The sequence below is a fragment of the Streptomyces afghaniensis genome (genome assembly GCF_044327915.1).
GTDB classification, from domain to species: Bacteria; Actinomycetota; Actinomycetes; order Streptomycetales; family Streptomycetaceae; genus Streptomyces; species Streptomyces afghaniensis.
Map to the genome: position 1 here is coordinate 535208 of NZ_JBIRGJ010000004.1, position 24082 is coordinate 559289.

At 71.3% G+C, this 24082-nt stretch carries 17 protein-coding genes and 1 pseudogene; 13 read left to right on the plus strand and 5 right to left on the minus strand.

Annotation, left to right across the window (positions count from 1 at the left end; translation table 11 throughout):
* Window positions 1-5 precede the first annotated feature (5 nt).
* The 4 genes from ACH4G3_RS16960 to sbnB are packed head-to-tail and all read left to right on the plus strand — an operon-like array spanning window position 6 to window position 8682.
* Window positions 6-6491, plus strand: coding sequence for an amino acid adenylation domain-containing protein (locus ACH4G3_RS16960; RefSeq protein WP_397625202.1), 6486 nt, complete (start codon window positions 6-8; stop codon window positions 6489-6491).
* Window positions 6406-6813, plus strand: coding sequence for an AzlD domain-containing protein (locus ACH4G3_RS16965; protein ID WP_397625203.1), 408 nt, complete (start codon window positions 6406-6408; stop codon window positions 6811-6813). Before ACH4G3_RS16960 ends, ACH4G3_RS16965 begins: the two co-directional genes overlap by 86 nt.
* An 11-nt stretch (window positions 6814-6824) precedes the next feature.
* Window positions 6825-7601 carry an AzlC family ABC transporter permease gene (locus tag ACH4G3_RS16970; protein ID WP_397625204.1) on the plus strand — a complete coding sequence of 259 codons (777 nt, stop codon included), beginning with the start codon at window positions 6825-6827 and terminating at the stop codon, window positions 7599-7601.
* A 55-nt stretch (window positions 7602-7656) separates the two neighbouring features.
* Entirely contained in the window at window positions 7657-8682 is a 1026-nt protein-coding gene (sbnB, locus tag ACH4G3_RS16975; protein WP_397625205.1) for a 2,3-diaminopropionate biosynthesis protein SbnB, read from the plus strand.
* On the opposite strand, the gene ACH4G3_RS16980 is transcribed toward sbnB, so the two are convergent.
* Complete coding sequence (locus tag ACH4G3_RS16980) at window positions 8673-10004, minus strand: cellulase-like family protein (protein ID WP_397625206.1); 1332 nt, start codon at window positions 10002-10004, stop codon at window positions 8673-8675. The two genes, sbnB and ACH4G3_RS16980, sit on opposite strands and share 10 nt — an antisense overlap.
* Window positions 10005-10080: 76 nt before the next feature.
* Between ACH4G3_RS16980 and ACH4G3_RS16985 the strand changes: the two genes are divergently transcribed.
* Window positions 10081-12144: a glycoside hydrolase family 2 protein gene (locus ACH4G3_RS16985; protein ID WP_397625207.1), complete on the plus strand. Its 2064-nt coding sequence runs from the start codon at window positions 10081-10083 to the stop codon at window positions 12142-12144.
* Here the strand turns inward: ACH4G3_RS16985 and ACH4G3_RS16990 are convergent.
* From ACH4G3_RS16990 to ACH4G3_RS17005, 4 genes and pseudogenes are all read right to left on the minus strand, one after another.
* Entirely contained in the window at window positions 12134-13066 is a 933-nt protein-coding gene (locus ACH4G3_RS16990) for a carbohydrate ABC transporter permease (RefSeq protein WP_397625208.1), read from the minus strand. The two genes, ACH4G3_RS16985 and ACH4G3_RS16990, sit on opposite strands and share 11 nt — an antisense overlap.
* Window positions 13063-14007 (minus strand): carbohydrate ABC transporter permease, encoded by a 945-nt coding sequence (locus tag ACH4G3_RS16995; RefSeq protein WP_397625209.1) that lies wholly within the window; start codon window positions 14005-14007, stop codon window positions 13063-13065. Before ACH4G3_RS16995 ends, ACH4G3_RS16990 begins: the two co-directional genes overlap by 4 nt.
* Window positions 14004-15356, minus strand: coding sequence for an ABC transporter substrate-binding protein (locus tag ACH4G3_RS17000; RefSeq protein WP_397625210.1), 1353 nt, complete (start codon window positions 15354-15356; stop codon window positions 14004-14006). Before ACH4G3_RS17000 ends, ACH4G3_RS16995 begins: the two co-directional genes overlap by 4 nt.
* A 31-nt stretch (window positions 15357-15387) precedes the next feature.
* A pseudogene (locus tag ACH4G3_RS17005) lies at window positions 15388-17426 on the minus strand (beta-galactosidase).
* Window positions 17427-17562: 136 nt separating this feature from the next.
* On the opposite strand from ACH4G3_RS17005, the gene ACH4G3_RS17010 reads away from it, so the two are divergent.
* The 8 genes from ACH4G3_RS17010 to ACH4G3_RS17045 all read left to right on the plus strand — a co-directional run bounded on the left by ACH4G3_RS17010 (window position 17563) and on the right by ACH4G3_RS17045 (window position 24048).
* Entirely contained in the window at window positions 17563-18306 is a 744-nt protein-coding gene (locus tag ACH4G3_RS17010; protein WP_397625211.1) for an SDR family NAD(P)-dependent oxidoreductase, read from the plus strand.
* Window positions 18307-18361: 55 nt separating this feature from the next.
* A complete protein-coding gene (locus ACH4G3_RS17015; protein ID WP_397625212.1) occupies window positions 18362-19105 on the plus strand; it encodes a FadR/GntR family transcriptional regulator in 744 nt (247 codons plus the stop codon).
* Entirely contained in the window at window positions 19102-20247 is a 1146-nt protein-coding gene (gene dgoD / locus ACH4G3_RS17020; protein ID WP_397625213.1) for a galactonate dehydratase, read from the plus strand. The genes ACH4G3_RS17015 and dgoD overlap by 4 nt, the downstream gene beginning before the upstream one ends.
* A 49-nt stretch (window positions 20248-20296) precedes the next feature.
* Window positions 20297-20917, plus strand: a complete 621-nt coding sequence (locus ACH4G3_RS17025) for a bifunctional 4-hydroxy-2-oxoglutarate aldolase/2-dehydro-3-deoxy-phosphogluconate aldolase (RefSeq protein ID WP_397625214.1) — start codon at window positions 20297-20299, stop codon at window positions 20915-20917.
* 50 nt (window positions 20918-20967) lie between these two features.
* Window positions 20968-21888, plus strand: coding sequence for a sugar kinase (locus tag ACH4G3_RS17030; protein ID WP_397625507.1), 921 nt, complete (start codon window positions 20968-20970; stop codon window positions 21886-21888).
* Between the two features lie 15 nt (window positions 21889-21903).
* The gene (locus ACH4G3_RS17035; protein ID WP_397625215.1) at window positions 21904-22782 is read left to right on the plus strand and encodes an SMP-30/gluconolactonase/LRE family protein; all 879 of its coding nucleotides are present in this window, start codon (window positions 21904-21906) and stop codon (window positions 22780-22782) included.
* Between the two features lie 102 nt (window positions 22783-22884).
* Entirely contained in the window at window positions 22885-23301 is a 417-nt protein-coding gene (locus ACH4G3_RS17040; protein ID WP_397625216.1) for a hypothetical protein, read from the plus strand.
* Between the two features lie 45 nt (window positions 23302-23346).
* Entirely contained in the window at window positions 23347-24048 is a 702-nt protein-coding gene (locus tag ACH4G3_RS17045) for a TetR/AcrR family transcriptional regulator (protein WP_397625217.1), read from the plus strand.
* Window positions 24049-24082: the final 34 nt, after the last annotated feature.

Sequence of the window (24082 nt, forward strand, 5' to 3'; positions counted from 1 at the left end):
GCTACATGAGTAACGTCATCGCACTTCAGCAGGCGCTGCGCGCCCACCCCGGGCAGGCCGCGTACTGGCGGGCACAGCGGCAGGCGTGGACCGAACCGACCGTTCTGGTCCGGGACCATCTGTGCCGGCACCCGGAGGCCGGCCCACGGGCGCAGGCCGCGATTCCGCCCGCGGCGGTCGCGGCCGCCGGCAAGCTCACCGGCGGCGACCCGATGCTGCAGCGTGTGCTGGCCGGCGCGGTGCTCGCGCTGCTGGCCGCCCGCGCCACCGACCGGCAGGACGTGACCGTCTTCGTTCCGGTCGCGGACACAGCCGTCCCGCTCTCGGTTCCGGTCGCGGCCGATCAGACCGGCCGCGGCCTGCTCACCGAGCTGCGGGCGCGCTACCTGGAGGCGGCCGCGCACCTCGACATCCCCGTACAGGCGCTCCTGCGGCACGAGCAGCAGCAACCGAGCGACATGATGCTGACGCTGGATTCCCAGCTCACGCCGGACCACGCCGAACAGGCGGGCTGCCCGGTCCTGTTCGATGTGCGGGCCGACACGGTCGCCGTGCACGCCGACCCCCGGCTGTTCAGCTCCGGCACCGCCCAGCGGCTCGCCGACACCTACGCCGAGCTGTACGCCGTGTTGCTCGCCGACCCCGCCGCCCCTCTCGGGCCACAGCTCGCGGCCGACGAGGCCGAAATCGCCGCGATCACCGGAGAGTTCAACGACACCGCCGCGCCGTTCCCCGACACCCGGACGCTGCACAGCTTCCTGGAGGAGCGGTCCTGCGGCGACCCGTCGGCGATCGCCGTCGCCGACGACGGAACGACCTACGGCGAGCTGAACGCGGCCGCCAACCGCCTCGCCCGTGTGCTGCGCTCTCGCGGCGTACAGGCCGGCACCGTCGTGGGCGTGTGCGTGCCGCGCTCCAAGAACATGCTGGTCGCGATCTACGCGATCCTCAAGGCGGGCGGCGCCTATCTGCCGGTCGACCCGACCCTGCCGCGCAACCGCGTCGACTACATCCTCGACCACAGCGGAACCGCCCTGGTGGTGACCACGGACGAGACCCGCGAGGTCGTCACCGGCCGCGGGACGGTCGAGGTGACGGCCGCCTACGACGACACCGTCGACGCGGATGATCTCGAACCCCTCAGCGGGCCCGACGACCTGGCGTACGTGATCTACACGTCCGGCTCCACGGGCAGGCCGAAGGGCGTCATGGTCGAACACCGCGCCATCGTGAACCGCCTCTGGTGGATGCAGCGGGCCTATCCGCTGGGCGGCGACGACGTCGTCCTGCACAAGACGCCCTTCACCTTCGACGTCTCCGTCTGGGAGATCTTCTGGTGGTCCCTCGCGGGCGCCTCCGTGGTCACCCTGCCGGGCGGCGAGGAGAAGAACCCGGAGCGGATCGTGGAGCGCATCGCCACGGCCGGTGTGACCACGCTGCACTTCGTGCCGCCCATGCTCAACGCGTTCCTCCAGTACGTCTCGGCGACCGGCACCGAAGGCCGTTTGGGCAGCGTGCGCCGGGTCTTCGCCAGCGGTGAGGCGCTCGCCGTCGCGCACGCCGAACTCTTCCAGAAGGTCATCGGCGCCCATGCCCGGCTGGTGAACCTGTACGGCCCCACCGAGGCCGCCGTCGATGTCACCCACCAGCCGTGCGACACGGTGGACAGCACCCGGTCGATCCCCATCGGGCGCCCCATCGACAACATCCGTCTCTACGTCCTTACGCGCTACGGGGCACACGCCCCACTGGGCACCCCGGGCGAGCTGTGCATCGCCGGAGTGGGTCTGGCGCGCGGCTACCTCAACGCACCGGAGCTGACCGAGGAGCGTTTCCCACTCCACCCGTTCGAGCCGACCGGCCGTATCTACCGCACGGGTGACCTGGCGCGCCGGCTGTCCGACGGGACGATCGAGTACCTCGGCCGCATCGACACCCAGGTCAAGATCCGCGGATACCGCATCGAGCTGGGCGAGATCGAGCACGTCGCGGGCCTCTGCCCCGGCGTCAATTCCTGCGCCGTCACCGCTGTGGAGGACACCTCCGGGGAGAAATCCCTGGCCGCCTACGTGGTCGCCGCAGTCGGCTTCGACACCGACGCGCTGCGCCGGCACCTCGCCGCGGAACTGCCGTCGTACATGGTTCCGCAGCACATCGTCGAGATCGACGCCATCCCGACCAACCACAACGGCAAGCGCGACCTCAAGGCGCTGCCGCGGCCCACGGCCACGGGCACCGGCTCGGACGCCGCTGCTCCCGTCGTGGCGCCGCGCACCACCACCGAGCAGGCGCTCGCCGCCATCTGGAGCGAGGTCCTCGGCCTGGAGACGGTCGGCGTCCACGACAACTTCTTCGCCCTCGGTGGCGACTCGATCAAGTTCATCGGTGTCCTGGCCCGGGCTCGTGCCGCCGGTCTGCGGTTCTCCTTCCAGGACCTGTTCGCCCACCCCACCGTGGGTGAACTCGCCGGCGTCGCCGAGACCGGTGAAGCCGCCGGGGCCGGAAGCGAGGCCCCGATCCCGGTCGAGCCGTTCGCGCTGCTCTCCCCGGCGGACCGTGCGGCCCTGCCACCGGGTTCGGTCGACGCCTACCCGATGTCCCAGTTGCAGATCGGCCTGATCTACGAGGCCGCCCGCAGCGACGCCGAAGGCCTCTACCACGACATCCTCAGCTACCCCATCGGCGAGAGCGTCGACGTCGGCCTGTTCGAGCGGGCCGTCGCCCATGTCGCGGGCCTTCATGCGGTGTTCCGCACCTCGTTCCACCTGCACGGGTTCAGCGAGCCGATTCAGGTCGTGCACGCCCAGGTCCCGCCCCCGCTCACTGTGCACGACCTGCGCGCGCTCTCCGCCGCCGAACGCCGGGCAGCCCTGGAAGACTTCTCGCGGCAGGAGCTGCGCGCCGGCTTCGGCGACGGCACCCCCGACCTGGTCCGCGTTCACCTGCACCTGCTGGGACCCGAGGAGTTCCAGTACTCACTCAGCTACCACGACGCCGCCCTCGACGGCTGGAGCGTCAACACCATCCACCGCGACCTCTTCACCGCCTACTTCGCCCTGCTCGACGGCCGCGAGCCCGAGGCTCCCACGTACGACGTGTCCTACCGCGACTTCATCTCTCTGGAGCGACAGGCACTGGACTCCGGTGAGCAGCGTGCCTTCTGGCTGGACCTGATGACGGACGCACAGAGTACCCAGCTGCCGCGCCACCGGGCCCAGACCCCGCCGGGCGAGGACCTTCCCGAGGTCGTCATCCATGACGTCGGCCTCCCCGAGGGGCTGTCCGCGCGGTTGATCGAGCGTGCCCACCAGCTGCGCCTTCCGGTCAAGTCGCTGCTGCTCGCCGCGCACACCGCGGTGCTCGGTTTCGTCGCCGGCACGAACGACGTCCTGACCGGCTACGAGCACTCCGGACGCCCGGAGACGGAGGGCGGCGAGACCGTCCCCGGCCTGTTCCTCAACACCGTGCCGTTCCGGCTGCGTCTGCCCGACGACGGCACCTGGGCCGACCTGGCGCGTTCGGCGTACGAGGCGGAGAGCGACATGCTGCCGCACCGCCGCTTCCCCATGGCGGAGATCAAGCGCGCGGTCGGCAGTCGGGACATGCTCTTCGAAACGGTCTTCAACTTCACCCACTTCCACGTGCTGAAGAGCCTGGGGGAGCGCGACGGGTTCGCTCTGGTCCGCTCCGTCGTCAATGCCCAGACGGAATTCCCCTTCCGTGCCGAGTTCTCCCAGGACGCGGTCTCCGACGAGGTGCTGCTGAGCATCCACTACCACCCGGACGTCCTCGACGCGGCCCAGACGGCACGCATGGCGAGCTACTACACCAAGGCCCTCACCCTGCTGGCGAACGAGCCCGGCCAGCCGCTCCGCGCGACCTCACTGATGAGCGCGGAGGAGCAGGCCCTGCTGCGGGAGTTCGGTGGCGGGCCCCGGACGGAGCTGCCCGATGGCACCTTCGTCGACGCGTTCGCCGCTTCGGTCCGGCGCACCCCCGACGCCGTCGCCGTGCGGCATGGCGAGCAGGGCCTGACCTACGCCCAGCTGGACGAGGAGTCCGACCGGTTCTGCGCCTTCCTCGCCGGGCGGGGTGTGCGCGCCGGTGACGTGGTGACGACCATGCTGCCGCGTGGCACGGCCTGGGCGGTGACCGTCCTCGCCCTGCTGAAGAGCGGCGCCGTGTATCTGCCGCAGGAGCGCGCCCATCCCGCCGAACGCGTCGCCTCCGTGCTCCGCCGCAGTGGCTGCCGCCATGTCGTCGCGGCCGACCAGGATGCCGCCCGTCTGCAGAGCGCGCTGGACGAACGGCTCGACGGCGTCGAGGTCCTCGCCTATGAGCAGGCCGCCTCGGTCACTCCGGCCGCACCCGCCGGCCGGCCGGCGCCGGACGACCTCGCCTACATCATCTTCACCTCCGGTTCCACCGGTGAGCCCAAGGGCGCGATGATCCGCCACTCGGGCATGCTGAACCACCTGCTGGCCAAGGAACTCGACCTCAAGCTCGCCGAGTCCGACCGGGTGGCGCAGATCGCCACCCAGTGCTTCGACATCTCGGTGTGGCAGTTGCTCGTCGCCTGGATGTGCGGCGGCAGCACCGTGATCTACGGGCAGGACGAGATCGTCGAGGCGGGCACGTTCCTCGCGGCACTGCGCGAGGACGGCATCACCATCCTCGAAGTCGTGCCCTCCTACCTGGACGCGCTGCTCACCGAGGTCGAGCAGCGCCCGGTCGGCCTGCCCGACCTGCGGTTCAACATGGTGACGGGCGAGCCCCTGCCGCCCGCCCTGACACGCCGATGGTTCGCGCGGTACGACGTCCCGCTCGTCAACGCCTACGGCCCCACAGAGGCGTCCGACGACGTCACACACCACGTCATCGAGCACCCGGTGCAGGACACCCGGACCCCCGTCGGACGGCCGGTCGTCAACACCGGCATCCATGTCGTGGGCTTCGATGACACGCCGCGTCCCATCGGCGCTTACGGCGAGATCTGTGTGACCGGTGCGGGTGTGGGACTCGGCTACGTGAACGACGAGGAGCGCACCGCAGCGGTCTTCGTCGCCAACACCCTCGATGACCGGTCGCAGGTCATGTACCGCACCGGCGACGTGGGGCGCTGGCTGCCCGACGGCAGCCTGGACTGCGCGGGCCGCGTCGACCACCAGGTCAAGGTGCGCGGCCACCGCATCGAGCTGTCCGAGATCGACAGCGCCCTGGAACGGCTGACCGGAGTGGACGGCGCTGTCACCCTGGCCCGGGAACTGCACGGCGAGAAGCGGCTCGTGGCGTTCTACTGCGGTACGGCAGAACCCGACCTGCCAACGTTCCACGCCGGTCTGTCGGCTTCGCTGCCTGCCTACATGCACCCCGAGCTCCTGGTGCGCATGACGGAGTTCCCGCTCACCGGGAACGGCAAGGTCGACCGCAAGGCCCTCGCCCGCCACGATCTGGACGCCGTCGGCCGCACCGATGTGGTGCCCCCGGAGGACGAGGACGAGCGGCTGGTACGGGACCTGTTCGCCGAGGTGCTGGGCCACGACCCGGAGACCGTCGGCGTCACCGACAACTTCTTCGAGATCGGCGGCCACTCACTGGCCGCGATGAAGGTCGCGGCGGCCACCGAGGGCCGTGTCTCGCTGCGGGACCTGCTCGCCCGCCCCACGGCACGGCAGCTGGCGCGAGGGCTCGTGCGGCGGGCCGGCACCCGGCGCGACCTCCTGGTCGACCTCACCGCGGCCGCGGGCGGCGCGGGCGCCCGGCCGCGGGCGACCGTGGTGTGTGTGCCCTTCGCGGGAGGCAGCGCGGTCAGCTATGTCGCCCTCGCCAGGGAACTCGCCCAGGCAGGGGCTCCGATCCGGGTGCTCGGAGTGGAACTGCCCGGACGCACCCGCGACGACAGTGCCGCTCCCGTCCCGGTGGAACAGCTCGCGGAACAACTCGCCGAGGAGATACAGCGCTCGGCGGGCACCCCCGTCCTGCTGCTGGGCCACTGCGCCGGATCCGCGCTCGGCCTCGCCACCGTGCCCCGGCTGCGCGAGCGCCAGGTGGACGTGCGAGGACTGTTCGTGGTCGCCAAGCTCCTGAAGTCCGTGGACCCTTCCGCGCACGCCTCGAACGAGGTGGTCGACATGTCGGAGGAGGAGATCCTGGCCTGGCTGGTGGACAACACCGGCCTGCAGGACATCGCGGGCCTCGGGGCCAAGGAGCGCACGGACCTGGCCCGCGCCTTCCAGTACGACACGGCCCAGGCCACGCGCGCCTTCCACCAGGCCCTGTCCACGCTGCCCGCGAGCCGTCTCGACTGCCCGCTCACCGTCCTGCTGGCCGAGGACGACCCGCTGGCGCGGGGCCACGAGGAGACGGCACGCAACTGGGAGCTGTTCAGCGACGCCGTACGCGTCGATGTCGGCGCCGACGGCGGCCACTACCTCAACGCGACCCGCCCCGAGCGGATCGCCGCCGCCCTCCGCGCGGGCCTGGGGATGTGACCCTGTGGCCACCGTGACCATCGTGCTCATGGGCGTCGTGACATTCGCCCTGCGCTTCTGCTTCTTCGGACCGCTCAAGCCGGAGCGGCTACCGGGCGGCGTCGAGCGGGCCCTGCCCTACGTGATGCCCGCCGTCCTGATGGCGATCATCGTGCCGTCCGTCGTCCTCGCCCCGGCCCCGGACGACGGCCCCGGCTGGCTCTCGCCCTATCTGGTGGGCGCGCTGGCCGGGTTCGGAGTCGGCGTCTTCAAGAAGGACAACTTCTTCCTGGTCTTCGCCTCCGCCGTCGCCGCGTTCGCCCTGGCCAAGTTCCTGCTGTGACGGAGTCCACCATGAGCACATCCTCCACCCCCGCCCGGCCGGTGAGCCGCGGGCGGGAGATCCGCACCGGACTCCGCGACGCGACCCCCCTCGCGCTCGGTGCCCTGCCCTTCGGGCTGCTGTTCGGCGCTGTCGGACAGCAGGCCGACCTCAGCCTGCTCGACACCATGCTGATGAGCGCCCTCGTCAACGGCGGCTCCGCCCAGATGATCGCCACGGGCCTCATGGCGTCCGGCACCGCCTGGTTCCTCGTCGTCGCGACCTGCCTGGTCGTGAACATGCGGCACGTGTTCTACTCGGCCGCCCTGTCGGCGAAGGTCCGGCATCTGCCGACGCTGTGGCGGGCCGTACTGGCCTACGGCATGATCGACGCGATCTACGTGCTGGCCGCCAAGCGGTACGAGGACGCCACCGACGACCGGCGGGGCCAGGAGCACTGGTACGTCCTGGCCGCGTCGGTCCTGATGTACGCCGGCTGGCTCTCGAGCACGCTGGTCGGCTACGTGTTCGGCAAGGACGTCACAGCCATCGACGGCCTGGGACTCGACTTCGCGATCTATGCCACGTACATCGGCCTGGTCGTCTCCTGCTTCACCAGCAAGCGCGCGGTGGCAGCCGGCCTGATGGGCGGCGTGCTGGCCCTGGCCCTGCACCGACTGCCGTACCAGAGCGGCCTGTTCTTCGCCACGCTGGCAGCAACCGTCGCCCTGGCGGTGTGGGAGGGCCGGGTGCGTGCCGAGGACGGCACGCCCAAGACCGCCGAGCAGGAGCCGACCGCGGGGGACTGAGCCCCGCCCCGACCACCCCGTTCGTTTTCCGTTCTCTTCGAGGAGCCAAACCGCTGTGTCCAGTGTCCCTCCCTTCTCCGTCGTCAGCGGTGCCACCGTGCACGACGTCCTCGTCGGCCGTGAGCAGGAGGTCGTCGACCTCGTCGCCCGGGCCTACACGGCCCACGGCCGGCAGCAGACCGTCAATCCGCCCAGCTACTTCCTTCGCTTCCCGGACCGGCCGGACTCCCGCATCATCGCGCTGCCCGCGTCCCTGGGCGCCGAGTTCGCAGTGGACGGCATCAAGTGGATCTCCAGCTTCCCGGCCAACATCGCCTCCGGGCTGCCCCGTGCATCGGCTGTCCTGATCCTCAATGACCACGACACCGGCTACCCGTTCGCGTGCCTGGAGAGTTCCATCATCAGCGCCACGCGCACCGCGGCGTCCGCCGCGCTCGCCGCGGACCGGCTGCACGCCGGCCGGGAGCGCCCGCGTCGCGTCACCTTCGTCGGCACCGGACTGATCGCCCGCTATATCCACCGGTACCTGTCCGGCACCGGCTGGGACTTCGACACCGTCAACATCTACGACCACGCGCCGGAATACGCCCGCAGTTTCGCCGACTACGTCTCGGGCACGGGACACCGCGGCACCGTGAACGTCCTGGACGACGCCGAGACCGCCGTCCGCGCCTCCGAGCTGGTCGTCTTCGCCACCACGGCGGCAGAACCCCACATCAAGGACGTGGACTGGTTCGCGCACAATCCGACGGTGCTTCACATCTCCCTGCGGGACCTCTCACCGGAGATCATCCTGTCCGCCACCAACATCGTGGACGACGTCGAACACTGCCTGAAGGCGCAGACCTCACCCCACCTCGCCGAACAGGCCACGGGAGACCGGTCGTTCATCGACGGCACCCTCTACGACGTGCTGGAGGAGAAGGCCGAGATCCGCGCCGACCGCCCGGTGGTCTTCTCGCCGTTCGGACTCGGCGTGCTCGACCTGGCCGTGGGCGCGCACGTCTACAGCGAGGCGACCCGCCGTGGCCTGGTGACGCCCGTCCCGGGTTTCTTCCACGACCTGAACCGCTACGCCTGATCCTCACCGGTGACCGTCTGGACGGCGGCGCCGGGTCGGCCGCCGGTGATCCGGGCGTTCATCCGCCGCATCCAGTCCCCGTCGGTGTGCCACATGGGGTGGTGGGGTGCGGCGTTGGACGTCAGGACGACACCGTGGAAACCCGCCGCGAGGCAGCGGTCGACCACGAACTCGGCGATGTCCTTGCCGACGGCGTCCTCCTCGAAGCGCGTCAGGAGAGGGGTGTAGCCCACCACCCCTTCCCCGAGCACGGCGGGGATGCCGCGGCGCCGGGCGAAGCCGGCGACGGAGTCGACCCACCCGGCCAGGGTCTCCCGCATGGCCTGCCGGTGTGCCGCGTAGTTCTCGTAGAGCCACAGGTCCCAGCGGTCGGGGTCGACCCAGTCGTGCGCGTAGAAGAGTTCGCGCGGGATTCCGGTGGCCGCCAGCCGCCAGGGTTCGTCGGGCCGGTGGTCGGCGAAGGCGGGCGCGTCGGGGCGCAGCATGCCGGCCAGTTCGGGAGTGGGCCACGCGGCCGTCCGGGGCGCCGGTTCCGTGCCGTGGCCGAGTCCCACCGCCCGGTACAGCGCGCCGAGCACGCCGTAGACGTAGAAGTGGAAGTGCGCGATCTGCGCCTGCTCCGGCAGGTCGTCGAGCTCGTCCGGCCAGGGCTCACCGAGCGAGTAGGTGACGGGGACGGCGGGGTGGCGCGACCGCAGCAGCTTCACGGCACGGTCGAGGGGGCCGCGCAGCCGGGCGTAGTGGGTGACGCCGTCGTCCGGTACCAGGGAGCAGTTGTCGACCTCGTTGTGTACTTCGACGTAGGCGACGCGGTCGGCGAGACCGCGCTCGGTGAGGAAGTCCAGCAGGTCGGCGAGGGCCTCGGCCACCACCTCCGCCCGGTCCGGGCCGGGAACCGCGGCCAGGGCGCGGTGCCAGGTGTCGGTGTCGGCGAAGCTGGGGGACTGCTGGTACTCCCACGAGGACACGATCACCTTGCAGTCGTGGCGGGCGGCCGCCTCGAACAGCTCGACGAGCCGCCTGCGGCCGTCCAGCGGATAGCCGCCGCGCACGTTGTACCAGCGGGTGCGCTGCCCGAACTCGCCGCCCAGTCCCTGGACCTGCGTCGATTCCGGGGCCTGGACCCGCCCGGAGAACAGCAGGAAGGGCATGGCGCAGACGCGCACGGTGTTGAAGCCCCGCTCCACCGTCTCGGCAAAGGCCCGGTCGAGGTCGGCGAAAGGCTCGCCGGGACCCGCCTGGGTGTACCAGCTGAAGTCCCACAGGGTGATGGCGAGCCGGCCCGTGGGCTCACCCGTCGTCGCTTGCTGCTGCGTGGTCATGAGGCCACGCTAGCTCACAATTCATTATTTATGAATAATCCTTGACAGGGTGGGGGCGGCTCCCCAGGCTTCTGCCATGACCGAACCCCTCCACCTGTCCCGGCGTACCGTCGTCACGGCACTCGGCGCGGCCGGCTTCACAGCTCTGCCGGCCTGGCCGGACGCGGCACGAGCCGCGGACGGCCCGGCACGAACCGCGGACGGCCCGGTGCTCGACACCCACCCGGCCACCGAACCCTCCGGCACTCATGTGCGCGAGGTCGGCGGCACCCATGTCGTCTTCCAGTACGGCGCCGTGCTCCCCGCCTTCGACGGCTGGCGCACCCGGGAACCCACCCGCGAGTACCTGTCCCTGGACCGGAAATGGCGTTTCCGCTTCGACCCCGGCAATCAGGGGCTCGGCGACGGCTGGCAGTCCCCGGACCTCGACGACCGGTCGTGGGGCCTCATCGACGTACCGTCGGCCTGGGACCTGCTGGACACGCCCGGATTCGGCTCGGAGGACAGCCCCTTCGGCAAGGGCACGGCGTTCGCCGACGGCTACGCCTGGTACCGCACCGTCGTCGACGTCCCCGGATCCTGGCGTGCCCGGCACGTGCGCATCGCCTTCCTGGCCGTCGGCTACAGCGCCGAGGTCTGGCTCGACGGCGTGCGTCTCGGCAAGCACGAGGGCGCCAACTCGCCCTTCGCGCTGCCGGTGGCGGGGGCGCTCCGGCCCGGTAAGCGCCAGACGATCGCCGTACGGGTCTTCCGCCGCGCGAGCTACACCGACTACACGGCCCCGACTCCGCAGCCGGTCACCGACGACCACGAGATCCCGTACAAGCCCGTCGACTACTGGCCCTACGCGGGCCTGACCCGGTCGGCCTGGATCGAGGCGGTCCCACAGGTCACCATCGCCAAACTGCTCGTGGCCGCCGCGAACGGACGCGTCGAGGCGCACGCCGTCGTCGAGAACCACGGGGCCGTTGACTTCGACGGCCGGCTCACCCTGGACCCCGGCCGGGGGAGCGGCGGCCGGCCCACCTCGGTACCGGCCCGGGTCCCCGCCCGATCGGCCGGCGTCGTCCGCGTCCCGGTCCGCGTGCCCGACGCGCCCAAGTGGAGCCCGGCAACGCCGCATACGCTCACCGCCCGCGCCACCCTGACCGCCGGCAGGACCCCGGGGCCGCGGGTGGACACGCTGTCCACCGTCTACGGCGTACGTGAACTGGCCATCCAGCACGCGCAGTTGCGGCTGAACGGCAAGCCCCTCTTCCTCAAGGGCCTCAATTGGCACGAGGAGACGGCCGCACACGGCAGGGCGATGACGCGCGCCGAGTACGACCGGGAACTCGGCCACATCACCGACCTGGGCGCCAACTTCATCCGCAACTGCGTCTACAACCGCCACCCGTACGTCTACGACTGGGCGGACGAGCACGGCGTCATGGTCATGGACGACATCGACACCATGTGGCTCAACACCGCCCAGGAGAAGCTCCAGACCGAACGCTACGGTCTGGCCCGGGCTCTGGCCCTGACCATGGCGTGGAACCAGCACAACCACCCGTCGGTGATCCTCTGGGGGCTCCAGAACGAGTCGGAGATCGACGCCGGCGGCGCGCCGGTCTACCGGGCCTGGCTCGCCGATCTCAAGGCGGCCGTGAAGGCGGTCGACCTCACCGCCCGTCCGGTGACCTGGGCTTCGAACACCAGCGACGACCCCGCCTTCGACATCGCGGACGTCATCGGCTTCAACGAGTACTTCGGCTACTTCTACGGCAAGGACGCCGACCTCGGCCCCACCCTGGACGCGGTGCACGCGAAGTATCCCGGCAAGCCGATCCTGATCACCGAGAACGGCACCTGGTCCCTGGCCCGCAATCACGGCCCCGACACCACGGAGGGTACGGAGGAGTGGCAGGCGGCCCGCTTCACCGCCCACTGGACGCAGGTCGTCGAACGCGGCGAGTTCGTCGCCGGGTTCACCTACTGGGTCCTCAAGGACTACAAGCAGCGGGCCGGGTACAACCAGTCCTACAACGGCATCTCGGTCATGGGCCTGCTCACCTTCGCCGAGGAGCGGCCCAAGCTGGTCCACGAGGCGTTCCGCAAGGCGGCCGGACCAGGAGCGAGCGCCCCGCCCCTCAGCCCTTGACGCTGCCCTGGGTCAGACCGGATCGCCAGTAGCGCTGCAGTACGAGCATCGCGGCGGCCAGCGGGAGGACCGAGAGGAACGCGCCGCCCACCGTGAGCTGGTTGAGCTCGGGAATGCGGTTGGCCGCCGCCTGCCAGGTCGTCAGGCCCAGGGTGATCGGGTACTTGCGTTCGTCCGAAAGCATGACCAGCGGCAGGAAGTAGTTGTTCCAGATGCCGACGAACTGGAAGAGGAACACGGTGACGAGCGCGGGTGTCATGGTGCGCAGCACCAGGGTGCCGAAGATCCGCCACTCGCCCGCGCCGTCCACGCGGGCCGCCTCCAGCATCTCGGCCGGTACCGCGGCCTCCGCGTAGATCCGGCACAGATACACCCCGAACGGGCTGACGATGCTGGGAATCAGCACCGCCCAGTACGTGTTGGCCAGGCCCACCTTGCTGAACAGCAGGTACAGCGGCAGAGCGAGCGCGGTACTGGGGAGCAGCACACCGGCGAGTACGGCCTTGAAGACCGCCTCCCGGCCGCGGAAGCGGTACACGGCGAGGGCGTACCCGGCGGCGCCCGCGAGCAGAGTGGCCAGCGCCCCGCCCACCCCCGCGTACAGGACGCTGTTGAAGGTCCAGCTCCAGAAGATGCCGTCGCCATAGGAGAAGACCTCCGACAGGTTGTCCAGCCACCGCGGGTCGGAGAACCACAGTCCGAAGGTGCCGAAGAGGTCGCCGCTGCTCTTGGTGGAGGCCACCACCAGCCAGTAGACGGGCAGCAGGAAGTAGAGCGCCGCGACGGTCAGCAGGGCCACCAGCAGGATGCGCGAGGGCTGCACGCGACGGCGCGGACCGCTGTCGGGGCCTCGCCCGGCCCCCTGTGGACCGTGGGCGGAGGCGGCTGTCGGTTCCTCGGTGTGGGGTGCGGACACGCTCACCGTGCATCCCTTCCTTCCCTGCGGTTCACCAGGCTGAGGAAGCCGAAGGACAGCACGCTCGCCACCAGGGCGAGGATCACCGACTCGGCCGCGGCGAGGTAGATGTTGTTGTTGGCGAACGCCTCGTTGTACGCGCTCAGGTTCGGTGTGTACGAGTTGGTGACCGCCGGGGTCAGCGGCTTGATGACCAGCGGTTCGGCGAACAACTGCAGCGTTCCGATGATGGAGAACACGCCGGTGAGCACCAGGGCCGGCCGGGCGAGCGGCAGCTTGATCCGGATCGCCGTCTGCCACGCACCGGCCCCGTCGATGCGGGCGGCCTCGTAGAGCTCCTGGGGGATCGCCTTGAGCTGGGCGACGATCACCAGCATGTTGTAACCGGCGAACTCCCAGATCACGATGTTGGCGATGGACCACAGTGCGGTGTCGTAGCCGAGGAAGTCGGGCGCGAGCCCGATCCTGCCGAGCAGATCGGTGATCGGGCTGACGCCCGGCACGTACAGGAAGCCCCACAGGATCGAGGCGATGACGCCGGGGACGCCGTACGGCAGGAAGTAGGCGGCACGCAGGATGCCCGCCCAGCGGTGGGAGAGCGTGTCGAGGGCCAGTGCCAGCGTGGTGGCCAGCAGCAGCATCACCGGGATCTGCACCACGCCGAAGAGCAGCACCCGCGCGAAGCTCTCCAGGAAGGCCGACTGCTGCAGGGCGAGGGCGTAGTTGTCCGGTCCGGCGAAGCCGAGGGTGGCCGGGCCCAGGCCCAGAGCGCCGGAACGCACCGGTGTCAGCAGGCTCTGGTAGACCGCGTAGCCGAGGGGGAGGACGAAGGTGAACAGGAAGAGAGCGACGAAGGGGAGCAGGAACCCCCATGCCGCCCGGTCGGGGCGAGCCGAGCGCCGGCCGGCCGGCGGGGACTTCTTCGTCCGGTCGATGGCGGTACTCATCGCGCGCTCCTTGCCTTCAGGCCCTTCGCCTTCAGGTTGTCCACGGTGCTGTTCTGGGCGTCGGCCAGCGCACCGGCGAGGCTGCCTGCTCCGTCGATGGCGGCGCCGAAGGCGTCCTGGAGCTGGGCGAAGTCGGCGTCCGTGGTGGGCGACCACTTCCAGGAGGTGTCGATCGCCCGGTCGGACTCCGTGAACACGTCGTTGTAGCGCTGCCCGCCGAAGAACGGGTCGGGCTTGTCGAGCGCCGATCCGCGGAAGACGCCGGCTGCAGCGGGCCAGCCGTAGCCGACGGAGACGTTCAGGTCGACGGCCCGGCGGTCGGTGTTGATCCAGTGCGCGAACCGCAGGGCCTCGCGCGGGTGCCGGGTGCCCTGGAGGATCGCGGTGGACGATCCGCCCCAGTTGGCGGAGGCCTTCTGTCCTTCCTGCCACTGGGGCAGCAGGGCGACCCGCCACTTCCCCGCGGTGCCCGGTGCGTTGCCGCGCAGCAGGGCGTCGCCCCACTGCGGACCGACCCAGGCGGAGATCTGGCCGGTCTGGACATGCTTGTACCAGGCGTTGGACATGTCGGGCTCGACGAAGACGAGGTCGTCGCGGACCATCCGCTCCCAGTACTCCGCGACCTCGCGGGAGAGATCGTCGTTCATGTCGACGACCCAGGTGTCACCCTCGGTGCGCACCCACCGTGCGCCGCGCTGCCAGCACATGGCGGCGAACCAGCTGGGCTGGTTGGGTGCGAACGCGCACAGCCTGGCCCCGTTGCCGCGGGCCTTGACCGCGCGGGCCGCCTTCTCGAACTCGGCCCAGGTGGCGGGGGTTTCGATGCCCCACTTCGCGAAGAGGTCCCGGCGGTAGAAGAGTCCCATCGGGCCGGACGCCTGCGGGATGGTGTAGACCCGGCCGTCGAAGACGCCCTGCTTCCACTGCCACGGCACATAGCTGTCGCGCAGCTCGTCGGCACCGTACTCGCTCAGGTTCGTCAGGCCGTTGACCAGCATGAAGCCGGGAAGCTCGTGGTACTCGACCTGGGCCAGGTCGGGAGGGTTCCCGGCCGTCAGCGAGGCGTGCATCTTCTGGTAGCCACCCGTCACGTTCTGCGGGATGGTCTGCATCTCGACCTGGATGTCCGGGTGGGTCCGGTTCCACAGGTCGACGGTCTTCTGCATCGGCACCCAGGTCCAGAAGACGAGCTTGACCTTCTGACCGCGGCGGGTGGGTGCCTGTCTGGTGGTGCGGGCGGCTCCGACGGTCTGGCCGCAGGCGGTGAGCGCCGCAGGCGCGGCCAGTGCCCCGGCCGCCCCGGCACCCCACCGCAGCACAGACCTCCGCGAGGGTGGTGAGCTGTTCATGTACGTCCCTTTGTTCTGGAGCTCGGTTCGTCTAGGGCTCGACCAGTACGGCCACTCCGGCCGCGGGCAGCGTGAGGCGGTCCGCGGGAGTCGACCCCTGGATCAAGGCATCGGTCATCGGCTCGGGGAGCTGGACCTCGGCCGCGTCCCGGCCGTGGTTCAGCAGGAAGAGGAACCGTCCGCCGTCGCCCTCGCGCACGGTCGCCTGGACGTGCTCGGGCAGCCCGGGCAGCACGGGTCCGGCGGACGCCGCACGGCACACGTCCTCCGTCAGCGCTCGCATGGCCTCCGGTGCGAGACGTGTCGCGACGTACCACGCGCTTCCCTCGCCGAAGGAGTGCCGGGTGACGGCCGGTTGCCCGGCCAGCGGCCCGGAACCGAAGTCCGCCACCGCCTGGGCGCCCTCGGACACGACGACCTCCGACCACAGGTCGGCGCGGCTGACCGTGCCGTCCGCGTGCCGGACGTCCACCGTCTCGTTCTCCGCGAGCGGCCAGAACTCCTCGACGCGCAGGCCCAGTACCTCGCGCAGGGGCGCGGGGTACCCGCCCAGGTGCACCCGGTCGCAGTCGTCGACGATGCCGGAGAAGAACGACACCAGCAGATGGCCGCCACCGCGCACGAACTCGGTGAGGCGTTCGGCGTCCGGCTCCTTCAGCAGGTACAGGTTGGGCACGACCACGAGGCGGTAGCCGGACAGGTCGCGGTCGGGGGTACGACGTCGCAGGCGACACCGGCTTCGAACAGCGGCCGGTAGTGGGCGAGCGCGATCTCCATCTGGTTCAGCGCCGTCGACGGGTGCGAGTCCAGCTCCAGCGCCCACCAGCTGTTCCAGTCCAGTACGAGGGCGACCCCGGCGGTGGACCGGGTGCCGGCGATCTGCGGCACGGCGGCTAACTCGCGGCCCAGCTCGCTCACTTCACGGAAGGTGCGGGTGTCGGTGCCGCCGTGCGGGACCATCGCCGAGTGGTACTTCTCGGCGCCGCCCCGGGACTGCCGCCACTGGAAGTACAGCACCGCGTCCGCGCCCTGGGCGACCGCCTGCCAGCTCCACAGCCGCATCCGCCCGGGCGGCTTGGGCCCGTTGCGGTCACGCCAGTTGACCGCGCTCGGGGCCTGCTCCATCAGCATCCACGGCTGCCCGGCGCGCGCGGAGCGGGTGACGTCGAAGATGAACCCGGCCGCGATGTGCGTGCCGTCGTCGTGCGGGTCCTGGTAGACGTCGACCGACACGACGTCCTCCTCGGCGGCCCAGCGGAAGGCGTCGACGGGCTTGTGCACGCCGATGAAGTTCGTCGTGACCGGCACGTCCGGGGTGATCCGCCGCAGCACCTCCTTCTCCGCCAGGTAGCACTGGAGCAGCGCGTCGTCGGAGAACCGGGCGAAGTCGAGCTGCTGGGCGGGGTTGGGGAAGGTCGGCGCGAGCCGGGGTGGCAGCACCTCGTCGAAACTGTCGTAGCGCTGTGCCCAGAAGGCCGTCGACCAGGCGTCGTTGAGCGCCTCGACGTCGCCGTACCGCTCGGCCAGCCAGCGCCGGAAGTCGGCGGCCGACTCGTCGCACCAGCACATCGGGGTGTGGCAGCCGTACTCGTTGCCGATGTGCCACATCTCCAGCGCCGGGTGGTCGGCGTACCGGGTGGCCAGCCGCTCGACCAGGCGCGCGGCGTGTTCGCGGTGGACCCGGCTGGAGGGGCAGTAGTGCTGGCGTCCGCCGGGCCACACGCGCCGGCCGTCGGCGGTCTCGGGGAGGATCTCGGGGTGCAGCCGGGACAGCCACGGGGGCGGGGACGCCGTCATGGTGGCAAGGCACACGGCCACGCCCGCTCCGGCGAGCTGGTCCATGACCCGGTCGAACCAGCCGAAGTCGTACTCGCCCGGCCTCGGCTCCACCTTCGCCCAGGAGAAGATCCCGGCCGTCACCAGGGAGACGCCCGCCTCCTTCATCAGCGCGACGTCCTCGGCCCACACCTCCTCGGGCCACTGCTCGGGGTTGTAGTCGCCGCCGAAGGCGATCCCGGCCGGGCGCAGGCGCCGCCGGGCGTGGATCGCACTTGAGTCTGCCTGTCGCATGGCGGTCAGTCTCGGAGCGTCATCACCGCCCCGTCAAGATATATTCATTATTAATTGAAAGAGCTAGGCTGGGTGGAGCACGTCGAGTGCAGCAGGCAGTCGAGGGGAGAGGCGCGGAATGACGGAATGCCGCAGGATGGCGGGGCGCGTGGCGGTGATCACCGGTGCCGCGCACGGAATCGGCGCGGCCACCGCCCGCAGGCTCGCCGACGAGGGCGCGACGGTCGTGGTCACGGACGTCGACGACGCGGCCGGCAAGACGGTCGCGGAGGACATCGAGGCCCGGGGAGGGCGCGCGGAGTACGTGCGCTGCGACGTGACCTCGGCCGCCGACTGGGAGAACCTGGCCCGCCACGTCGAGGAGCGGCACGGCCGGCTGGACGTGCTGCACAGCAACGCCTTCGCCCAGCTCAGCAAGCCCGCCCACGAACTGGCCGAGGCCGAGTGGGACGGCCAGATGGCCGTGTTGCTCAAGCCTGCCTGGCGGGCGATGAAGACCTTCGCGGCCCTGCTGCGCGAGGCGCGGGGCTCCGTGGTGCTCACCTCCTCGGTGCACGCGGTCATCGGCCTGCCCGGCCATGCCGCCTACGCCGCGGCGAAGGGCGCGCTGTGCTCGCTGGGGCGACAACTGGCCGTCGAGTACGGTCCGGACATCCGGGTCAACACGGTGCTGCCCGGCCCCATCCTCACCGCCGCCTGGGAGGGGATCCCGGAGGCCGACCGGGCGCGCAGCGTGGCGGCCACGGCGGCCAAGCGGTTCGGGCAGCCGGAGGAGGTGGCCGCCGCCGTCGCCTTCCTGGCATCGGCGGACGCCTCCTTCGTGACCGGAGCGAGCCTCGTGGTCGATGGAGGATGGAGCGTCATGAAGGAGTCCTCGTGAGCGGCGCGCACCGTGCGCGGCGGCAGCGAAGAGGACCGGAGCGGAAACGGAGAACGTGGTGACCCATCCCGGTAAGGGCCTGCACGGCCAGGCCGTGGAGGAGCTGGGCCGGCGCATCATCCGCGGCGACTACCCCCCGGGCTCCGTGGTGGACCCGGTCAAGTTCGAGACGGAGCTCGGCGTCAGCAAGACCGTCGTCCGCGAGGCGATGCGCGTGCTGGCGTCCAAGGGCCTGCTCGAATCGAAGCAGAAGCGCGGGACGACCATCCGGCCCCGCGCCGACTGGAACCTGCTCGACAGCGACCTGCTGCGCTGGCAGGGCAGCAGCGCGCCGACCGACGCCTTCCTGGAGGACCTCGCCGAGGTCCGCGCGATCGTCGAGCCCGCCGGAGCCCGGCTCGCCGCGGCCCGCCGCACCCCGTCCGACCTGGACGCGATGCGGCAGGCACTCGACGCCATGGCGGCGGCGGGCACGGACGCGGACGCCATGGTCGAGGCGGACCTGGCCTTCCACCGCGCGCTGCTGGACGCCGCCCACAACGAACTGCTCAGCCGCATGGAGGTCGTCATCGAAGCCGGTCTGCGCGTCCGCGACCGGATCGTGCACGGCGCCCAGCACCACTCCGACTCCATACCCGTGCACCAGGAACTGCTGGACGCGGTCGAGGCGGGCGACCCGGAGGCCGCCGTGGCCGCCGTCGAGTCACTGCTGGCCCAGGCCTCCGACGACCTGGCGGCCGTACGGGCGCGGGACGGCCAGGACGAGGCACACGACACGCAGCCGAAGGAAGTCCCTTGAAGATAACCGCACTCGAGACGTTCCTGGTGGCTCCGCGCTGGCTGTTCCTGCGCGTGGCCACCGACGAGGGCATCACCGGCTGGGGCGAGCCCGTGATCGAGGGCCGCGCCGAGACGGTGCGCGCCGCGGTCCATGAACTGGCCGATCACCTCGTCGGCCGGGACCCGCTGCGCATCGAGGACCACTGGCAGGTGCTCACCAAGGGCGGCTTCTACCGCGGCGGCCCCATCCTCTCCAGCGCCGTCGCCGGCATCGACCAGGCCCTGTGGGACATCGCCGGCAAGACCTACGGCGTCCCGGTGCACCGCCTCCTCGGCGGCCAGGTACGGGACCGCGTCCGGATGTACGCCTGGATCGGCGGAGACCGTCCGAGCGACGTGGCGGAGCTGGCCCGGGAGCAGGTGAAGGCGGGCTTCACCGCCGTGAAGATGAACGCCTCGGCCGAACTCGCCCCGATCGACACCCCGGCCCGCACCGCCGAGGTCGTCGAGCGCGTCACGGCCGTCCGCGAGGTGCTGGGCGACGAGCGGGACATCGCCGTCGACTTCCACGGCCGCGTCTCCACCGCCATGTCGCGCCGCCTGCTGCCCCTGCTGGAACCACTGCACCCGCTGTTCGTCGAAGAGCCCGTCCTGCCCGAACACTCGGGCCACCTGCGCAGCCTCGTGGAGTCCACCGCCATCCCGCTCGCCACCGGCGAACGCCTCTACTCCCGCTGGGACTTCCGCGAGGTCATGACCAGCGGCATCGCCGTCGCCCAGCCCGACCTCTCGCACGCCGGGGGCATCTCCGAGGTCCGCCGCATCGCGGCCATGGCCGAAACGTACGACGTCGCCATGGCACCCCACTGCCCGCTCGGCCCGATCGCCCTGGCCGCCAGCCTGCAGATCGCCTTCTCGGTGCCGAACTTCCTCATCCAGGAACAGAGCATGGGCATCCACTACAACCAGCAGTGCGACCTGCTGGAGTACGTGATGGACCCCGAACCCTTCCGTTTCGACGGCGGCTACGCCGTCCGCGGGTCCCGCCCGGGTCTCGGCGTCGACATCGACGAGAAGGCCGTACGCCGTGCCGCCGAGACCGGACACCGCTGGCGCAACCCCGTATGGCGAGGAGCCGACGGGGCTTTCACCGAATGGTGAGCACCCGCCCGGCCCCCTCGCACCCCACGCCCAAGGAGAGCCCCCTTCCATGAACCTGGTGGAATCGCTGCGCGCCCACCGCCTGCTGGCGATCGTGCGCGGCAAGGACCCCGCCGCGGCACTGCGCACCGTACGCACCCTCGCCGAGGAGGGCATCGCGGCCGTCGAGGTCTCGCTGACCACCGCGGACGCCCTGACCGTGATCCGGCAGGCACGCGCCGAACTCGGCCCCGACGCACTCCTCGGCGCCGGAACGGTCCGCTCGGCCGCCGACGCCGAGCGCGCCGTGGACGCCGGTGCCTCGTACCTCGTCACCCCCGCGCTGGTCGACGGACTGGAGCCCTACGGCATACCCGTGCTGATGGGCGCCCTGACACCGACCGAGATCGAACTCGCCCTGGCCCGGGGTGCCGCCGCGATCAAACTCTTCCCCGGTTCCCTCGGCGGCCCCGGCTATCTGCGGGCCCTGCGCGACCCGTTCCCCGAGGTGCCGTTCGTGCCCGTGGGCGGAGTGGACGCGACGGCCGCCCGCGATTTTCTGGATCGGGGAGCCCTCGCCGTCGGCGTCGGCTCACCGCTCGTCGGGGACGCGGCCGACGGCGGCGACCTGGACCAACTCCGAGTCCGCGCGGGAGCGTTCCGCATGGTGGCCGCGGGGGAGACGCCGTGACGACATCGGACCGCCCGGCCCCGCCCGACGTGGTGACCTTCGGCGAGACGATGGCGGCGCTCCGGGCCCAGGGCGCCCTGCGTCTCGGCGGCAGTCTCGGCCTGTCCGTGGCGGGAGCCGAGTCCAACGTCGCCATCGGCCTGGCCCGGCTCGGACACCGGGTGCGCTGGGCCGGCCGGGTCGGTGCGGACGAACTCGGGGCGCTGGTCCTGCGCACGCTCCGCGCCGAGGGCGTCGACACCGGCCACGCGGTCACCGACGACACCGGCCGCACCACGGGCCTGCTCCTGACCGAACCCCGCCTGGGCACGCTCACCCGCGTCAGCTACTACCGTGCGGGATCCGCCGGTTCGGCCGTCTCACCGGCCGACGTACTGCCCGCGCTGGCCCCCGGATCCCGCGTCCTGCATCTGACCGGCATCACCCCGGCGCTCGGCCCCTCGGCGGCCGAGGCCACCCTGGCCGCCGCCACCGCAGCGCACGAGTCCGGCATCACGGTGTGCCTCGACGTCAACCACCGCTCCCGGCTGTGGTCCGCCGACCGGGCCCGCACGGCCCTGCGGCCGATCCTGGCCCACGTCGACCTGCTCATCGCCTCCGAGGACGAACTGCCGCTGGTGCTGGAACGGCCCGACGTGGCGGAGCGGGAGGCCGCCGGCATCCTCCTGTCCGCAGGGGTCCGCGAGGTGGTCGTCAAGCGGGGCGCACGCGGCGCGACGAGCTTCACCGCCGGCGGGGCGACCGACTGCGCCGCCCGGCGGGTCGACGCGGTCGATCTGGTCGGCGCGGGCGACGCCTTCGTGGCCGGATACCTGTCCGGACTCCTCGACGGCGCGGACATCCCCGCCCGTCTGCACCGGGCCGTCACCACCGCCGCCTTCGCCGTCGCCACCCGGGGCGACTGGGAGGGCCTCCCGACGCGGGACGAACTCGGCCTGTTCGACGAGCCCGACGGCACGACCATCCGCTGAGCCAGGAGGCCGGACATGACATCAACAGCAGTACCGGCGACGGTCCTCGTGGACGGCGGGTACGAACTCGCCGAGGGCGGCCGCTGGGTCGACGGCCGGTATGTCTACGTCGACATCCTCAGCGGGCGGCTCTTCGAACTGCGTGACAGCACGGGTTCGGCCCGACTCGCCGGCCTGGACGTGCCGTTGGGGGCCGTCGCGCCGGTGGCGGACCGGCCGGGCACCTGGATCGCCGCCGCGGGCACGGGCATCGCACTGCTCTCGGCCGACGGCACACCGGACTGGCTCGACCGTCCCGAGGACCGCACCCCGCTCCCCAGCCGGATGAACGACGGCGTCGCGGACCCCGCCGGCCGATTCTGGGCCGGCAGCATGGCCTACGACGGCACCCGCGGCGCCGGCTCGCTCTACCGGACGGACCCCGACGGCACGGTCGTACGCGTCCTCGACGGCCTGACCATCGCCAACGGCCCGGCCTTCACCGCCGACGGCACGGCCATGTACCTCGCCGACACGGCCGTCGGCACGATCCTCCGCTGCCGGGTCGATCCCGTCTCGGGCGACCTCATCGGCGGCCCGGAGACCTTCGCCCGCCTGCGCGAGGACGAAGGAAGCCCCGACGGGATGACCGTCGACGAGGAGGGCTGCCTCTGGGTCGCTGTGTGGGGCGCCGGCGCGGTCCGCCGGTACCACCCCGACGGCCGCCTGCTCCACACCCTGACCGTGCCCGCCCCGCACCCCACGTCGGTCTGCCTGCACCCCGACGACAACCGCCTCCTCGTCACCACGGCCCGGTACGGCGTGAAGAACCCGACCGCCGCCTCCGGCGCGGTGCTCGGCGTCCCCGTGCCGGCCAGGGGAGTGGCTGCCTGCCCCTGGCGGGGCCGGCCTTGAAGGGCGCCGGTTGATGTGGCCGCCGAGTTCGGACCAGTGCTGTCCTGAGAGTCCGGCCGCGGCGCGGGCGTCGCCGCTGGCGCAGACGTCGACGAGCCGGCCGTGGTGTTCGATGGTGTCGCGGCCGCCGAGGAGGGTGGAGAACTTCTGTCCCGATTGGCCCGGCCGCATGAGCTGCAGGTCCTGCTCGGTCATGGCCGGCACGGCCGTTGCGACGGCGAGCTGGTCGAGGGAGCGCAGCACGGCGAGGGTCTTCTCGACGTCACGGCGGTTGAGGGTGGTGACGCGCGTGTAGACGCCGGGCTTCGCCTCGACCAGGCCGATGTCCGCGAGCCGGGCGAGCGCCTCGCGCACCGGGGTGCGGCTGAGACCCGGGCCAACCGCGACTCCACGGGACGCGGCATCAAGGAGCTGGCCACGGAGGCGGGTCTGCTCACGACGGAGCAACTCGACACGATCCTGCGCCCGGAGAACCTCACCGGCCGGACACCGCTGCCGGAGGCGCTGACCATGCCGTGAAGGAGGGGAACCGGACAGGGTGGTGTGATCGCTACAGTGGCCGGTATGAGTCCTGGCGCCCAGCATTCCGACGGTCCCGCCGCCCAGCCGCTGCGCAAGGACGCCGAGCGCAACCGGGAGCGGATCATCGCCGCCGCGCGCACGGTGTTCGCGCGCGACGGTCTGAGCGCCTCGATGGCGTCCGTGGCCCGTGAGGCGGGAGTGGGGATCGCCACCATGTTCCGCCGCTTCCCCACCAAGGAGGAGCTGGTCGACGCCGTCTTCTCCGACCGCATGGACGCCTACGCCGACGCGGTCGCGGCCGCCCTGGAGGATCCGGATCCCTGGAACGGATTCGTCGGTTACATCGAGGCGGCCTGCGCGATGCAGGCAGCCGACTACGGCTTCGCCGACGTGCTGACCATGACCTTCCCCACCGCGAAGGCCCTGGAGCAGCGCCGCGACGAGGCGTACGAGGCCATGGTCCGGCTCATCGACCGCGCCAAGGCCGCCGGCCGGCTGCGCGAGGACTTCGACCCCTCTGACCTGGTACTGCTCCACATGGCCAACGCGGGTGTCGTCAACGGCACCGGCGACGCCGCCCCCGACGCCTGGCGACGCGTCGTCGCCCTGATGATCCAGTCGTTGGAGGCCCCGGCCCGCGGCCCCCTGCCCGACCCGCCCGAGCACGACGCCCTCTACAAGGCGATGCTCCGCGCCGGTCCGGAGGGCGGCCCCGCCGCGTCGGCGCCGGACCGGAGGAGCTGACGAACGGCGCGCCACCAAGGTGCTCCTCACCCGC